This window comes from Arthrobacter livingstonensis, from assembly GCF_003219815.1.
Taxonomy (GTDB): domain Bacteria; phylum Actinomycetota; class Actinomycetes; order Actinomycetales; family Micrococcaceae; genus Specibacter; species Specibacter livingstonensis.
In genome coordinates, this window is the sequence record NZ_QJVD01000004.1 from 204,579 (window position 1) to 220,093 (window position 15,515).

Sequence of the window (15,515 nt, forward strand, 5' to 3'; positions counted from 1 at the left end):
GGGAACATCATGACTATTGCAGCCCAGATCCCCACTGTCACCGCTGAAACCCCCGTCAGGGTGCGGTTTTGCCCGTCGCCCACCGGCACGCCCCATGTGGGGCTGATCCGCACGGCCCTGTTCAACTGGGCCTACGCCCGCCACACCGGCGGGCGGATGGTCTTCCGCATCGAGGACACGGACGCCAAGAGGGACAGCGAGGAAAGCTACCTCCAGCTCCTGGACGCGCTCAAATGGCTTGGCATCAACTGGGACGAGGGCGTTGAAGCGGGCGGTCCGCACGAGCCCTACCGCCAGTCCGAGCGCGGGGACATCTACCAGGGCGTCATTGAAAAGCTGGTGGCAGGCGGGCACGTCTACGAGTCCTTTTCGACCCCGGAAGAGGTTGAGGCCCGCCACAAGACCGCCGGCCGGGACGTCAAGCTGGGCTACGACAACTTTGACCGCGACCTCTCCGCGGAGCAGATCGCCGCTTTCAAGGCAGAGGGCCGCCTGCCTGCCCTGCGCCTGCGCATGCCGGACACGGACCTCACCTTCACAGACCTGGTCCGGGGCGAGATCAACTTCAAGGCAGGATCAGTTCCGGACTACGCCCTTGTCCGCCCCAACGGCGCGCCGCTGTACACGCTGGTGAATCCGGTGGACGACGCCATCATGGGGGTCACGCACGTGCTGCGGGGTGAGGACCTGCTCTCCTCCACGCCCCGCCAGGTGGCCCTGTATCAGGCCCTTTACGCAGTGGGCGTCGCGAAGTACATGCCGCTGTTCGGCCACCTGCCGTACGTGATGGGCGCCGGCAACAAGAAGCTGTCCAAGCGCGACCCCGAATCAAGCCTGTTCCTGCTCCGGGACCGCGGCTTCATCCCCGAGGGCCTGCTCAATTATCTGTCCCTGCTGGGATGGTCGCTCTCCGCCGACGAGGACATCTTCACCGTCGAACAGCTCGTGGAGAACTTCGACATCCACGACGTCCTGGGCAACCCCGCCCGCTTCGACATCAAGAAGGCCGAGGCCATCAACGGCACACATGTGCGCATGCTTGAGGCCACCGACTTCCGCAACCGCCTGGTCCCGTACCTGAAGGCCGCCGGCGTGCTCGGGGAGACCCTGACAGCGCGCGAGGAAGAGATCCTCAGCGAGGCCGCCCCGCTGGTTCAGGAGCGCATCACCCTGCTGGACGAGGCACCGGAAATGCTGTCCTTCCTTTTCAAGGCTGACGACGCCGTTGACGTCGCCGACGATGCCCGCAAGGGCCTGCCGGAAAACCTCACCGAAGTCCTCGATGCAGCCCTGGCGGCTCTGGAGCCGGCGGCGGACTGGACGGCCGCGAACATCCAGGCAGCCCTGAAGGCGGCCCTGGTGGAGGGGCTGGGCGTGAAGCCGCGGCTGGCCTTTGGCCCCGTCCGCACGGCCGTTTCCGGACGCCGCATCTCCCCGCCCCTGTTTGAATCCATGGTCATCCTGGGCAAGGACTCCTCGCTGGCCCGGCTGAAGGCCTTCCGGGGCTAATTGGGCTTGGTACACAACGCAGCGAATGACACCCCGGGCCGGTCGGGGCACCCGGGCCGCGGCCCGGTCGCCCCGACCGGCCCGGTCGCGGGCCCGGTCAGTGGCGTCCTGTTTGACATTGACGACACCCTGGTGGACCTGCACGCGGCCATGAAGGATGCCATGGTTGTGGCCGGCAGGGCGCTGCTGCCGGACTTCGGCACGGCAGACTGGGACGGGTTTGCCGCGCTCTACATGGCGGATGCGGAAAACTTCTACGATCGCTACGTGGCGGGCGAGTTCACGTTCAGCGAGCAGCGCGGCCTCCGGGCGCGGGCGGTATTTACCCACCTCCGCCTGCATGGCTTTGACGCCCGGGCGGAGCAGGAGTGGATTGAGGACTTCGAACGGGCCCAGCCACGCTCCATCAAGGCCTACCCGGACGTCCTCCCGGCCCTGGACGTCCTGGACGCGGCGGGCATTCCCTACGGTGCCGTCAGCAACAACGTCCACGATTACCAGCGCGCCAAGCTGGACCACGCCGGCCTGCAGCGCATCGAGGTCCTGGTGGGCATTGACACAGTCAACGCCGCCAAGCCCGAACCAAAGGTTTTTTGGGAAGGCTGCCGGCTGCTCGGCACCGCGCCGGCCGAGACCCTGTACGTGGGGGATAACTACCTAATTGACGGCGTGGGCTCCGCCCGGGCGGGGCTGTTGGCGGTCTGGCTGGACAGAAAAGGCAGGGGCGCGCCTTCGGACGCGGAAGGGAGCTGCGTGCGCGTGGTGGTGGGCCTGGGGGAGCTGGGCGCGCTCACAGCGTCACCTCTACCTTTTTAGAACGGCTTCTTGAGCAGCAGCTCCACGTTCTGGTCCTTGGCCGCCCCGGTGCGTTTTTTCGCGCTCGGATCGGGTGAGTTTAGGGCCAATTCCGCGCTGAAGGCGGCAAGCTCTGCCGATGTGAATTGAGTGCTGTAATTGAGTCTCAAGGCATCTGAGTGGTCTATCATCACGCCGACAATCGACAACGAACCATCCATGTTGTCAATGACTTCCACTGACCGCGATTGCTGTGGAAAATCGACGTGCGAAGCAGTGTTGACTTCCCAAAAGCCATGCGGGCCATTGTTGCTCCTGCGTGGCCAAACGGTGTTTCGGTGGTAGTGGCCGTTAAGCCACAGGACCACATTCGGGTAGCAGCCGATCAGCTCATGAATCAGCTCTTGACTGGTGATGGCCTTGTTATCAGTGGAACCCGTCCGAAGCGGTCCGAAAGAAGATGATGGGTGGTGGCTGAACAGAACCACCAATTGGTCCTTTACGTCCTGGTAGACCGTATTGCCTTGTTCGTCATAGCGCACAGCTGAAACGCGATTCAATTCGGACTCCAACCATGCGGCCTGCTTGGAATCGATGGACCCGCGACCGCCACCGGTGGGGTCCGTCGTGTCCAGCATGAGCCCAACCATTCCGTCGGTTAGCTGGAACCGGTAGTACGCAGTTCCCGTCCGCACATTGTCTACTGTGAACCCGTGGCCCGCCGGGCCGTGTGGACCGGCATTGATGAGGTGGGCGCTCATAAACTCAGTCTTCGACACCTGTCGGCGTTCCGCCGACGGCTTGACCGATCGGCCCGGCATGGTGGCTAGGATCTTCTTGATCTGAGGCTGCGTCGACGAGTTCATTTTCTCTACAAATGACTTGTAGTCGTCTCCTTTGGGGAGTCCCACTATGAGCTTGTCCGAAGTGGCCATTGCTGCGTAGTAGTTTTCGATAGGCGTCTCCAATGCGCTAACCCCACCGTGGGCAAGCTGATCGTGGTTGCCGAACCCCGAATACCACGGGACATTGGCACCTTCAGTCGATACGAGTTCGGAGGCTCTGAAGAGCAGGTGTTTCGCGACGGGAAATCCGTACTTGTCCTGCCATACGCGTGACGGTGAATTGCTTTTCGGTGGAGTCGGCTGCCAGATAAATCGACCTATGGCCTCCGGTAGGGAGATCGGCGATTGCAAGCTGGTGGGGTTGCCGGGAAATGCAAAGGCTGATGTCTTTTCTCCGTTGAGCGTTTCGATGAACGCATGAACCTCGTTGGTGCCGCGGTTGTCGCTGGCGTCGCCGGTCGAGATGTAGAAATCAAAGAGGCGTCCGGTTGCCGGACCGCGGCGCACAGCATTGAGGCGGCGAATCATGGCATCCATTACCTGGATCGTCAGCGAATCTTGCGGCCGGAAGTAGGCCGTTTCCTTGTCAGCAAGCTCCCTGGTTGGTTTCAAAAACGCGAGGGCCGTTTGTGCCGGCGACGTTGGGTCCATGATGTGCGTGTCGGTAATATGACCAAAGGCTGCCAAGGCCTTGCGTGTCGCCGAGCGCTTCGCATTGGCGTGGTAAAGGTCTTCCCGAACAACCATCTTTTGAGGGTCGTCCATAGCTAGACGACGGTACGGCTTCTTCGGGTCCAACTTGTCCCCGGCCACGATTCGCGCATCAAGCGTTGTCAGACCTTGGGCGTCACCGGAATTCTTGGCGATGGCTGAGCCGGAAGGGGCTGGCAACGGTGATTTCCTCTCACAGCCAGCAAGTGCCAGGGCGGCCAGTCCCAGGGCGCCACCGGTGATGATTGCCCTGCGGGACGGTGACGACCAAGCCAAGTATTCGTTGTTACGTTCGTGCGGGTGGTTCATGGAGAATTAAGGTCCTTGGTCAAGTCGGTCGGCATTGCTGCTGCACGTCACCGTGGTGTCTGCACCTTCACCGTACGTGCCATTCATGTGCATTTCCAAACAAGCTCCTCCAAGGATTTTGCAGGTGTGCCGCCAGGTCGGACAGCACCGCCCGGCCTGAGGAAGGCCTCAGGCGCAAGGCCGCCCCCGGTTTTGGCGTCTGGCAAAGTCTCGGGTATAGTTTTATCCCGGCGCGAGGGCCGCTGAAGGACCGGGGAAACCCGCGGATTTCACGGCAGAACGTGGCCTTTGGGATATGGTGTAATTGGCAACACATCGGTTTCTGGTACCGACATTCTAGGTTCGAGTCCTGGTATCCCAGCGCTTGCAAAAGCTGCTTTTCGGTTGGAATGCACGGCAAATTTCAGGTATTGTTTCTGAAGTTCGCGCGGCAAAAAGCGGAAGTATTAGGGCCCCATCGTATAGCGGCCTAGTACGCTGCCCTCTCACGGCGGTAACGCGGGTTCGAATCCCGCTGGGGTCACCACGCAAGGGGCGGAAACTTGAAAAGGTTTCCGCCCCTTTTGCGTGCCCGATCGGAAATTGGCGCCCGGGGGTCGTTACTACCATTAGTCGTCGGTGCGCCGGGGCCAATGGTAATAACGGCCCCCGTGGCCTGCGGAAGCAACAGCGGCCCTGCCATGCAAGTTCACAGATTTCGCACAGCAATGCCGCCCTCCTGCCGTCCGCCTGTCGCGTGGACTGGCATGATGATTCTGTGAGCCCAACTAATTCCGCCAATTCCGCGCACGACGGCGCAGCCTCCCGGGTGCAGGAGGCTGCAGTGGCGCTGCTGGAGGCGGTTCGCGGCGAACTCGCGTCGCTGGAGCTTGCGCTGGAACTGCCCGGCACCGCGGAGGCGCGCCGAACTGCCCGGAGTGCCCTGGGCCAGCTCGACGACTACATCCTGCCCCGCTACCGCAGCCTGGACGCCCCGCTGCTGGCGGTGGTGGGCGGATCCACGGGGGCCGGGAAGTCCACGCTGGTGAACGCCCTGGCGGGCCACCCCGTCACCCGCGCCGGGGCCATCCGCCCCACCACCCGCCAGCCGATTCTCCTGCACCACCCCGCCGATGCGCCCTGGTTTACCTCCACGCGCGTGCTGCCCACCCTGGCGCGCGTCCACGGCAGGCTGGCCGGGGCCGGCACGCCCGCCACCCTGGCCGGCGCCACCCCGGACGCATCCGCCATGAAGTCCCTGGTGCTCGTGGCGGACCCGGCCGTCCCCGAAGGCGTGGCCCTGCTGGATGCCCCGGACGTCGATTCAATCTCCGACGACAACCGCCAGCTTGCCGCCCAGCTGCTGGCCGCGGCGGACCTTTGGCTTTTTGTCACCACGGCCAACCGGTATGCGGATGCCGTGCCGTGGAAGCTGCTGGTGGATGCCGCCTCCCGCGACATCCTGGTGGCCGTGGTCCTGGACCGGGTGCCGCCCGGCGCCGAGGAGGAGGTCGGCGCCGACCTTCGCGCCATGCTCACCCGCGAAGGCCTCGGGGAGTCGAAGTTGTTTGTGGTTCCAGAGGCAGCGCTGGACGCGATGGGCATGCTTCCGTCGGCGAGCTCGGCGCCTATCTCCGGCTGGCTCAGGGACATCGCCGCGGACTCGGCGGGCCGCGCCGAGATTGCCCGCCGCACACTCAACGGCACGGTGCGGTCGCTGTCCGGCAAGGTGGCCGGGCTGGCGCAGGCTGCCAGGGACCAGCATGACGCCGGCCGCCAGTTGGCGGACGACGTTACCGATGCGTTTGCTGACGCCGCCATGCGCATTTCGAGGGCCACCAGCGACGGCTCCCTGCTGCGCGGTGAAGTGCTGGCCCGTTGGCAGGACTTTGTGGGCACGGGCGACTTCTTCCGCGCCATGGAAAGCGGGATCGGCCGGGTTCGGGACCGGATCGGGGCGTTCTTCAAGGGGCAGCCGCCGCCTGCCGTGAAGGTGGAGGCGGCGATTGAAACTGGTCTGCAGGCGGTGATTGTAGACCAGGCGTCGCGGGCCGCGGAGGACGCGGACCAGCGCTGGCGTGCCGACCCCGCGGGACGGGCGTTGTTGGGCGCCGAGGACCTCTCCGGCACCACGCCCGGCTTCCCGGCCGAGGTGGCCGCCGAGATCCGCGCCTGGCAGGGGGACGTGCTGAACCTTATCCGGGCCGAAGGGGCAGTGAAGCGGTCGCAGGCCCGCTGGCTCTCCTTCGGGGTGAACGGCTTGGGCGTGGTGCTGATGATTGTCGTGTTTTCGCTGACCGGGGGACTCACAGGAGCGGAGATCGGCATCGCGGGGGGCACCGCCGTCGTTGGCCAGAAACTGCTGGAAGCCGTGTTTGGCGAGGATGCCGTGCGACGGCTGGCCAACGAGGCCCGGCAATCACTGGAAGGGCGCTGCGCGGAGCTTCTGGAACGGCAGCAGCAGCGCTTCCTGGAACGGATCGGGCCGGTGCAGGACGGCACTGCGCCGCTGGCGGACAGGCTAGACGGGCTGGCCGTGAAGCTGGCGAAACTGGGGGAGGGCGCATGAGCCGGCACAGCGACGTGCGCACGGAATCGGCGTTGGCCCGCGAGCTGGCGGCGCTCAATGACGCCCGGGAATTGGGCGAGGGCCGGCTGGACGACGCCGCTCTCCAGCAGGTTTACGATGTTTTGGAGCGGGCCACCTCGCGGCGTTCGCTGAGCGCCGACCACACGGTGGTGGGGTTCTTTGGCGCGACGGGCAGCGGAAAGTCATCCCTGTTCAATGCGGTGGCCGGCACCGATGCCGCTCGCGTGGCCGTCCGGCGCCCGACCACCAGCGAGCCGCTGGCCATGGTCTGGCAACCTGACGGCAGCGCGCCCCTGTTGGATTGGCTGGAGGTTTCTGAGCGCCGGGAGGGCGGGCCGGTGCCCGGGCTGACCGATGGGGGCGGCGGGCTGGTGCTGCTTGACCTGCCCGACTTTGACTCCGTGCAGCGCGCCCACCGCGAGACCGTGGAGCGGCTGGCGGGGCAGGTGGATGTCCTGGTGTGGGTGGTGGATCCGCAAAAGTACGCGGACGCCGCGATCCACAACGACTTCATCCGTCCCTTTTCAGCCCACGCGGCCGTCACCCTGATAGTGCTCAACCAGGTTGACCGGCTGGCCATGTCTGAGGTTAAACCGGTGCTGGAATCGCTGTCCTCGATCTTGGACGGTGACGGGCTCGGCAAGGTGTCCGTGCTGGGCGTCTCGGCCGTGACCGGCGAAGGCGTGGACAAACTCCGCCGCGAGGTGGCCGCCGTCGTCAAGTCGAAGCAGGCGCAATCCGCCAGGCTGGCCGCGGATGTTGCTGTGGCCGCCGAACGGCTTGGCTCCGTGGCGGGAACCGGGAGCGCGGCCGGGATTCACCAGCAGGACCGGAAGGCGCTGGCTGCCGGGCTGGGAGAGGCTGTGCACGTGGAGACTGTGGTGTCAGCCGTGCGCACGTCCTACCGGCTGGAGGCCACGCGCCGGACCGGCTGGCCCGTGACACGGTGGGTCTCGCGGTTCCGGAAGGACCCGCTGCGCCGGCTGAGCCTGCGCCGGGAAGGGGCGTCGGAGGTGAACCGGACGTCCCTGCCTCCGGCGGGCCCGGCAGAGCAGGCACAGCTGGATTCGGCGGTTCGCGGTTTTGCCGATGCCGTCAGCGACGGCGCTTCCGGGCCTTGGCGGGCGTCGATCCGGGCGGCCGCGCGCAGCAACCGTGCCGCACTGCCGGAGGCGCTGGACCAGGCCGTCGCCTCGACGGATTTGAAGGCCAACACGCGCGCCTGGTGGTGGCCGGTGTTTTCGGTGATCCAGTGGCTGGCTCTGCTGGTGGCCGTGGGCGGGCTGGTGTGGCTGGGCGTACTGGCGGCACTGGGGTACTTCCAGATGCCCGTGCCGGAGGCTCCACGAGTGGAGGGCTGGCCGCTGCCCACACTGATGGTTGCGGCCGGACTGGTGGTGGGGATTTTCCTGGCCGTGACCTCGAGGTTCCTTGCCGCGGCCGGGTCGCGGGGGCGCGCAGCCGCGGCGCGCCGCCGGCTCCGCGACAGCGTTTCCGGCACGGCTGGGTCTTTGGTGGTGGATCCCGCGGAGGCCGAAATCGTGCGCCACCGGGCGTTCCAGGACGCCCTCGCCGCCGCCGGTGGGTGATCCCTGCCCGTCGAAACTTTGAGGTTCGAGATGATGACACTCTCGGGGACGGGTCCAGCCGCCGGCAGTGGTTGAGCCTGGCCGCGATGATGCCCGGCCCGGTGGGAGCTTCGAGATGATGACACCATCGGGGACGGTTCCAGCCGCCAGTAGTGGTTGAGACTGGCAGCGATGATGCCCGGCCCGTTGGGAGCTTCGAGATGATGACACCAGCGGACGTATGCGCCGGTAGCTTGGGCTGAATGCCGGTTGTGCTGGTGTTAGCTTCTGGACGGGTACCTGCAACGCCGATTTTGGAGCTAACACCAGTACACGTGGATTCCGAGTCGCCGCGCCGGCCGCTGGTCGAGCATGATATTCAGGTGTCGCCGCTCGCAGATCCACACCCTCGCTCCGCGGCTTCGGGCCCTTAGGGCCCTTCGGCCGGGCCCTTCGGCCGGGCCCTTCGGCCGGGCCCCTCACGGTCGAGGGGCCCCGAGCAACCCTAACGGGCTGTATCGCTAGTGTTCGCTCCAGCAGGCCAGGATGGTGGTGGCCATCTGATAGGCGAAATCGGCCCGTGTGATGTGGTTGACGCCAACGCTGGCGGCCAATTTCGTGGAGTCCACGTGCAGGGCGAAGTTGTCCTTGGCGAAGACCACGGTGCCGTCGGCTGACTGGTAGCCGGGGAGTCCCAGGTTGGACAGGCCCTTGATGGGCGCGGCATCCAGCGATGCGGCCAGGGTCCTGGCGCCGGCGGTGGCAGCCTGGGCCGCGGGGAACACGTTGACGGACATGGCAAACGTTCCGTTCGGCAGCGTGTAGCTGCACGAGTACTGGGTGCCATTCCACGAGTCGGCGGTCTTCGGCACGGCGGAAAGGCCCAGGATCTTGGTGACGTTGTCTTTTGCTTCCGTGGAGCACACCATGGCCGCGGCGGCCGGAGGCGTTCCGGTCGCCTTGTCCGTGCCGGATTCCGTGCCATCAACGGTGCCGGTCTGGGAGCTGGCGGAACCCGATGCGATACCTTGCGACGCCGCCGGCGCCGGGGCGGCCGGCGCCGCAGCCTCCGCCGCGCAACCGCCCAGGAGGATGACTCCGAGGGCCAGTCCGGCCAGTGTTGGGTAGCGCTTGTTCATTGCCTTGCCTTCCTCTTGATGGCTGGAATTACATGCCTGTCAGCGCACTGTCAGAACGCCGTGCATGCCGGCGCCGCCGTCGCTGTGAAACGGATAGCTGCCGGGCTTGCCAGGGGCCTTGAAGGTGGCCATGGCACCGGCGGGGACCTTGACGGTGAAGCTGCCGTCGTCGGAGGTGACGGTGTACGCGGCGCTGTCCATGTTCATCACGGTGACCATGGAACCGGCCGGCACCGGGGCCGCGTCACGGTAGGCGCCTGATTCAATGTGGATCATTCCGGCCATGGCATCCCCCGACGCTGTCATGGCTGGCATGGGGGCAGCGGAAGCAGCGGCGGCCGGTGCCGCTGAGCCCTGGCTGGTGCCTGCCGGTACCGCCATGCTGCAGCCACCCACGCCCAGCATGGCGGCCAGGGCCGTGGCCGCAATCAGATTTCCTTGCTTGTTCATGTTTTTCCTATCCCAAGAAATATTTGCTCGGGCCGGGGCCCTGCCGCTGGTGCGATGGGCGACTGCTACGGACATGTCGTTGCTAAGATTTGTGGCTGGAGACCAGGTGGCCGTAGACCACGATGTTCTCGGTGTATTCGCCGGAAGCCGCGTCAAAACCGCCACAGGTGATGAGCCGAATTTCGGCGCGGTTCGTATTGCCGTAGACCGCCAGAGTGGGAAATGTTGCTTTTTTGACCTCTGCGAGCTTGTCGACCTGGAAGACGGCCACGGTGTGGTCGGCCCGCACCACGGAGAACTGCTGTCCAGGCTTCATCTCGTGCAGCCGGAAGAACAGGCCTTCATTCGATGCGAGATTGTTGACGTGGCCGAGGATGACGGCCGGGCCCAGCTGACCTGGCGTGGGCGAGTACTTGTACCAGCCGCCGGGATCGCCCGGCTGTCCGCCGGGGACGTCCATGCTCCCGTCGGCCGCCTGGCCCAGTGGCACCAGCCCCGTGTTGATGCCAACTGCGGGCACCTGCAGGCTAACCGGCACGGAGGCCGGCATGATGGGACCGGACGTCGCCGGCTTGGCCGGCTTTTTCGGTGCGGCCGGTGTGGTTGGGGTTGCCAGGGGAAGGGCGGAAGGTGAGACGTCCGGCGTCGGGCTTGCCGTGGCCGGAGCAGAAGCAACCATCGTGGAGGACGGTGCCGGTGCCGCGGCCGGCGCCCCTTGCGGGGCGCAGGCCGCGGCGCCGAAAGCAATGCCGGTGAGCAGGACGCCGGCCGCCGCGGAGGCGGTGAGGCGCCCGCGGCGGCTGGTGTGCTTATTCATGGAAAATCAGGCCCCGTCAGTTCGACGCGGTCTTCTTGCGGCGCAGGGCCACAAAAGCACCGGTGGCGAGTACCAATGCCCCGGCTCCCGCGAACAGTCCAAGCTCCGGCGACGTGCCGGTGCTGGTCTGGGCAACAGCCTGCGTCACACCCGTGCCGGGCGCCCCACCGGGCATGGCGCCCATCTGGGACACTGCAAGGGTGCCGCATAGTGCCGGTGAGGTGGCGGCCAGCGGCAGGCTCGGAACCAGGTCGCTCCTTTCCTTCTGGGCTGCGGCCGGCAGGGTTGCCGGGTCCAGCCCGTGGACCACCACAACGCCCGTCCCCGCCTTCAGGGAGGCGACCGTTGCGGCGTTCATGGTGAACGTGCGCTCATATGAGTACGCAGCGCCCATGCCTGCCACCTTCAAGTCCAAGGCGGCCTTGTCGCTGGTGTCGCCACTGCTGGAAAGCGTGGTGCCGATCTTGCCGTAGGCGGCGCCGCCTTCGGTGGTGCTGATGACCCCGTCCTTGCTGGTGTCGGCAGCCGGAGTCGGGCAGGTGCCCATCCCATCGATGTGGATGTGCTGTACGTGCGGGTAAGGCGCACCGTTGAACGTGGCAGCGAGGCCGCTGACGTTTTCGGTGACCGTTGCCTGGTCCCCGGTCAGGGAGATCATGACGCTGCCGGTGGCATTGCTGCCGTTAACGGCGCCAAGGTTGGCCTGGTAGGTGGTGGTTCCACCGTCGGCGGCCATGGCACCGGCACCCGAAAGGGACAGTGCGGCGAGGGCGAGGGCCGGTGCAATCAGGAATGCAGATTTCTTATACATCGTAAAGATTCTCCTCATCTAGGTGACGGCCCATCTTCGGGACGTCAAAGGTGATTCGGAGCACTCTGGCAGGCGGATTGGCAAAAACTGAAACTCTTTTGTGATTGGGCCCGTTTCGGGTGGTCGGGACCCTACCCCATCGCGTCGCGGCACTTGAGCAGCGTGCGCAGGTTGCGGGTCGTCGTCGTGCTTTTGTATTTCGCCTTGGCGGACAACTTGCTGAAGGGTGAGTCCAGCGTGCCGCCGGCCGGTGCCAGCCAGGCGAGGGCTTCCGGGCTGAGCCTGGCCAGTTCGACGCCGGCCAGCTCGCCTCCCAGCGTCGCCAGCTCGTCTAGGATGGCCGGATCGGAGGCGAGCGTGACGTAGCTGTGCTGCTCCTTGTTGTCAGCCGGGTAGGGGCAGGCCTCGATGATGGCCGCGAGCCGCGCCTGGTCCAGGACCACCACCCAGGCGTCGTAGCCGAAGTTGTCCCGCAGGCAGCCTTCCACCAGCGTTTTCAGTTCCGCGGCCGGGGCGTCAGCTGCACACACAAAGTTGCCGGAGGCGAGCAGTGTTTTAACGCCGGCGATGGGCAGGGTCTCGAGGGCAAGCCGGAGATCGGCCATCTTGATGTTGATGCCGCCCACGTTGATGCCGCGCAGGAACACCGCGTAGTTTGTCATGGGAAAACACTACCGGCCCCGGTTCTGTGTTGCAGATAATGGACCGAATTCCCCTAAAATGGGGCATTTTCGTCCAACGTCTGCAACATAGATCCCAGGTGCGTAGCGCGGCGGGCTATTCCGCCGTCTTGCGCAGGGCCTCCGTCAGGATGCGGGAGGCATTGCATACGATCTCGGCGTGCAGGCGCCCGGGCTGGCGGGTGAGGCGCTCGATCGGGCCGGAGATGGAGACGGCGGCAATCACTCGGCCGGACGGTCCGCGCACCGGGGCTGAAACGGACGCAACCCCCGGCTCACGTTCGCCCAGGCTCTGGCCCCAGCCCCGGCGTCGAACGCCGGCAAGAACGGTGGGGGTGAAACGGGCGTTGTGCAGGCCCTCGAGCAGGCGTTCGTGATCTTCCCAGGCGAGCAGGACCTGCGCGGCGGAACCGGCCTTCATAGTCAGTTGGGTGCCCACGGGAATGGTGTCGCGCAGGCCGATGGGGCGCTCGGCGGAGGCAACGCACACGCGCGAATCACCCTGGCGGCGGAAGATCTGGGCACTTTCGCCGGTGGAATCGCGCAGCTGGAGCAAAACGGGGCCGGCGGCCGCAATCAGCCGGTCCTCGCCCGCAGCCGAAGCGAGCTCCACCAGGCGGCTGCCCAGCACAAAACGCCCCTGCATGTCCCGGCTGACCAGCCGGTGATGTACCAGGGCAAGTGCCAACCTGTGCACGGTGGGACGGGCCAAACCGGTGGCCGCGACGAGCTGCGCCAGGGTGGTGGGGCCCGCCTCAAGTGCATCAAGCACAAGGGCCGCTTTATCGATGACGCCAACGCCGCTAGAATTGTCCATGTAATGATATTGACGTCTCATTATGTGAGATGCAAATCGACGGGCTGGCTTCTGCGCCAGCAACGCTGGAACAGTGGACACATACAAACCACCGAGCGCCGCGTCCGACCCCAATTCCACGGGCGGGCCGGGCTCAACTGATGAAGGGAGCTGGCCGTGACCGAGGCAACCACACCCGACGCACAGGGCTCAGCACAGGTGCCGGCGGTATCCGCGACGGCGCCGCGCCGTGCAGCGAAGACGCTGGCCGAAAAAGTTTGGCGCGACCACGTGGTCAAGCAGGGTGAAGGCGACGGCGACGCCGCCCAGCCCGACCTTCTCTACATCGACCTTCATCTGATCCACGAAGTCACGTCCCCGCAGGCTTTCGAGGGGTTGCGCCTGGCCGGTCGCCCGCTGCGCCGCCCGGACCTGACCATCGCCACCGAGGACCACAACACGCCCACGCTGGACATTGACAAGCCCATCGCGGACCTGACCAGCCGAACGCAGATCCAGACGCTGCGCAACAACTGCAAGGAATTCGGCGTCCGCCTACACTCCCTGGGCGACGCCGAACAGGGCATCGTCCACGTGGTGGGCCCGCAGCTGGGCCTGACCCAGCCCGGCATGACGGTGGTCTGTGGCGACTCGCACACCTCAACCCACGGTGCCGTCGGCGCGCTGGCGTTCGGCATCGGCACCTCCGAGGTGGAGCACGTCATGGCCACCCAGACCCTTCCGCTGAAGCCGTTCCGGACCATGGCCATCAACGTCGAGGGCACGCTGCGCCCCGGCGTCAGCTCCAAGGACATCATCCTGGCCATCATCGCCAAGATCGGCACCGGCGGCGGCCAGGGCTACGTCCTGGAATACCGCGGATCCGCCATCCGGGCCCTGTCCATGGACGCCCGCATGACCATCTGCAACATGTCCATCGAGGCGGGCGCCCGCGCCGGCATGATCGCCCCGGACGAGACCACCTTCAAGTTCCTCAAGGACCGCCCGCACGCACCGCAGGGCGCGGACTGGGACAACGCCGTCGAATACTGGAAGTCGCTGGCCACCGAGGACGACGCCGAATTCGACGCCGAAGTGTCCCTGGACGCCAACACGCTCGAACCGTTTGTCACTTGGGGCACCAACCCGGGGCAGGGCGTTTCCCTGAACGACGCCGTTCCCTCACCTGAGGACTTCGGCGACGAGAACGCGAAGGCCGCCGCCGAGCGCGCCCTGGCCTACATGGACCTGGAAGCCGGCACGCCGATGAAGGACATCCGCGTCGACACCGTATTCCTGGGCTCCTGCACGAACTCCCGCATCGAGGACCTGCGCGCTGCCGCGGACATCATCCGCGGGCGCGAAAAGGACCCCAACATCCGCATGATGGTGGTCCCCGGCTCCGCCCGCGTCCGCCTGGAAGCCGAGGCCGAGGGCCTGGACCAGGTATTCCTGGACTTCGGTGCCGAGTGGCGCTTTGCCGGCTGCTCCATGTGCCTGGGCATGAACCCGGACCAGCTGGAACCGGGCGAGCGCTGCGCGTCCACGTCCAACCGCAACTTCGAGGGACGTCAGGGCAAGGGCGGCCGGACACACCTGGTCTCGCCCGTCGTCGCCGCGGCAACGGCAGTGCGCGGCACCCTCAGCTCGCCGTCGGACCTCGAACCGGCCGGCACTGTGGCTGCCCGCGCCGGGGCCACATCCGCAAGCAACGTAGCGTAAGGAGCTCATCCATGGAAAAGTTCTCCACCCACACCGGCATTGGTGTTCCGCTGCGTCAAAGCAACGTCGACACCGACCAGATCATCCCGGCCGTCTACCTCAAGCGGATCACCCGCACCGGCTTTGAGGACGCGCTGTTCTCCAGCTGGCGCAAAAACCCGGAATTCATCCTCAACCAGGAGCCGTTCAACGCCGGCTCCGTGCTGGTGGCCGGTGCGGACTTCGGCACCGGCTCCTCCCGCGAACACGCCGTCTGGGCGCTGAAGGACTACGGCTTCAAGGCCGTGTTGTCCTCCCGGTTCGCCGATATTTTCCGCGGCAACTCCGGCAAGCAGGGCCTGGTGGCCGCCGAGGTGGCCCAGGACGACATCGAGCTGATCTGGAAGGTCCTGGAAAACGCGCCGGGCACCCAGGTCACGGTTGACCTGGAGTCCAAGCTGGTCACCGCCGGCACCGTCGTGGCGCCCTTCCAGATCGACGACTACACCCGCTGGCGCCTGCTGGAGGGCCTGGACGACATTGGCCTGACGCTGCGCAACGAACCGGACATCACCGCATTCGAGGCCACCCGGCCGTCGTTCAAACCGACCACGCTGCCGGCCAAGAGCTAGATCTAAGCGCCGTGACGCCGGTCCGTCCCCTCGGGGGCGGACCGGTTTTTTTCGTCCCCGGTGCCGTGGGCAGGCCCTCGGAGGCCGGGTGCTTGTTGATGCACGACGGCGGTCCCGCCGTGGGTGCCCGCAGGCTCGAGGAACTTCGGCTGGCCGGCTGGCCGGCTCAGCGATGGGACGAAG

At 66.0% G+C, this 15,515-nt stretch carries 13 protein-coding genes and 2 tRNA genes; 8 read left to right on the top strand and 7 right to left on the bottom strand.

Features of this window, described 5'->3' with window-relative positions; genetic code table 11:
* Positions 1-9 precede the first annotated feature (9 nt).
* Together gltX and CVV68_RS05675 are read left to right on the top strand one after the other, a co-directional pair.
* Positions 10-1,509: a glutamate--tRNA ligase gene (gltX, locus tag CVV68_RS05670; RefSeq protein WP_110500030.1), complete on the top strand. Its 1,500-nt coding sequence runs from the start codon at positions 10-12 to the stop codon at positions 1,507-1,509.
* Positions 1,510-1,515: 6 nt separating this feature from the next.
* Positions 1,516-2,325 (top strand): HAD family hydrolase, encoded by an 810-nt coding sequence (locus CVV68_RS05675; protein WP_110500080.1) that lies wholly within the window; start codon positions 1,516-1,518, stop codon positions 2,323-2,325.
* Here CVV68_RS05675 and CVV68_RS05680 read toward each other — a convergent pair.
* Positions 2,322-4,169: a TIGR03767 family metallophosphoesterase gene (locus CVV68_RS05680; RefSeq protein WP_110500031.1), complete on the bottom strand. Its 1,848-nt coding sequence runs from the start codon at positions 4,167-4,169 to the stop codon at positions 2,322-2,324. The genes CVV68_RS05675 and CVV68_RS05680 overlap by 4 nt on opposite strands.
* Before the next feature lie 289 nt (positions 4,170-4,458).
* On the opposite strand from CVV68_RS05680, the gene CVV68_RS05685 reads away from it, so the two are divergent.
* The 4 genes from CVV68_RS05685 to CVV68_RS05700 all read left to right on the top strand — a co-directional run bounded on the left by CVV68_RS05685 (position 4,459) and on the right by CVV68_RS05700 (position 8,327).
* Positions 4,459-4,530, top strand: a tRNA-Gln gene (locus CVV68_RS05685).
* Positions 4,531-4,619: 89 nt separating this feature from the next.
* Positions 4,620-4,695 (top strand) — tRNA-Glu (locus tag CVV68_RS05690).
* Between the two features lie 231 nt (positions 4,696-4,926).
* Positions 4,927-6,717, top strand: a complete 1,791-nt coding sequence (locus CVV68_RS05695; RefSeq protein WP_245933361.1) for a dynamin family protein — start codon at positions 4,927-4,929, stop codon at positions 6,715-6,717.
* Entirely contained in the window at positions 6,714-8,327 is a 1,614-nt protein-coding gene (locus CVV68_RS05700) for a GTPase (RefSeq protein WP_110500033.1), read from the top strand. Before CVV68_RS05695 ends, CVV68_RS05700 begins: the two co-directional genes overlap by 4 nt.
* Before the next feature lie 500 nt (positions 8,328-8,827).
* Here the strand turns inward: CVV68_RS05700 and CVV68_RS05705 are convergent, their stop codons facing one another.
* The 6 genes from CVV68_RS05705 to CVV68_RS05730 all read right to left on the bottom strand — a co-directional run bounded on the left by CVV68_RS05705 (position 8,828) and on the right by CVV68_RS05730 (position 13,020).
* A complete protein-coding gene (locus CVV68_RS05705; RefSeq protein WP_110500034.1) occupies positions 8,828-9,445 on the bottom strand; it encodes a hypothetical protein in 618 nt (205 codons plus the stop codon).
* A 39-nt stretch (positions 9,446-9,484) separates the two neighbouring features.
* Positions 9,485-9,895 carry a cupredoxin domain-containing protein gene (locus CVV68_RS23805; protein ID WP_211320730.1) on the bottom strand — a complete coding sequence of 137 codons (411 nt, stop codon included), beginning with the start codon at positions 9,893-9,895 and terminating at the stop codon, positions 9,485-9,487.
* Positions 9,896-9,977: 82 nt separating this feature from the next.
* A complete protein-coding gene (locus tag CVV68_RS05715; RefSeq protein WP_110500035.1) occupies positions 9,978-10,712 on the bottom strand; it encodes a class F sortase in 735 nt (244 codons plus the stop codon).
* 16 nt (positions 10,713-10,728) lie between these two features.
* A complete protein-coding gene (locus tag CVV68_RS05720) occupies positions 10,729-11,523 on the bottom strand; it encodes a hypothetical protein (RefSeq protein ID WP_110500036.1) in 795 nt (264 codons plus the stop codon).
* Positions 11,524-11,654: 131 nt separating this feature from the next.
* Positions 11,655-12,185 (bottom strand): DUF1697 domain-containing protein, encoded by a 531-nt coding sequence (locus CVV68_RS05725; protein ID WP_110500037.1) that lies wholly within the window; start codon positions 12,183-12,185, stop codon positions 11,655-11,657.
* Positions 12,186-12,300: 115 nt separating this feature from the next.
* The gene (locus CVV68_RS05730) at positions 12,301-13,020 is read right to left on the bottom strand and encodes an IclR family transcriptional regulator (protein WP_110500038.1); all 720 of its coding nucleotides are present in this window, start codon (positions 13,018-13,020) and stop codon (positions 12,301-12,303) included.
* A 198-nt stretch (positions 13,021-13,218) separates the two neighbouring features.
* Between CVV68_RS05730 and leuC the strand changes: the two genes are divergently transcribed.
* Positions 13,219-14,721, top strand: coding sequence for a 3-isopropylmalate dehydratase large subunit (leuC, locus tag CVV68_RS05735; protein ID WP_110500082.1), 1,503 nt, complete (start codon positions 13,219-13,221; stop codon positions 14,719-14,721).
* 11 nt (positions 14,722-14,732) lie between these two features.
* Positions 14,733-15,332, top strand: a complete 600-nt coding sequence (gene leuD, locus CVV68_RS05740; protein ID WP_110500039.1) for a 3-isopropylmalate dehydratase small subunit — start codon at positions 14,733-14,735, stop codon at positions 15,330-15,332.
* The last annotated feature ends 183 nt before the right edge of the window (positions 15,333-15,515 follow it).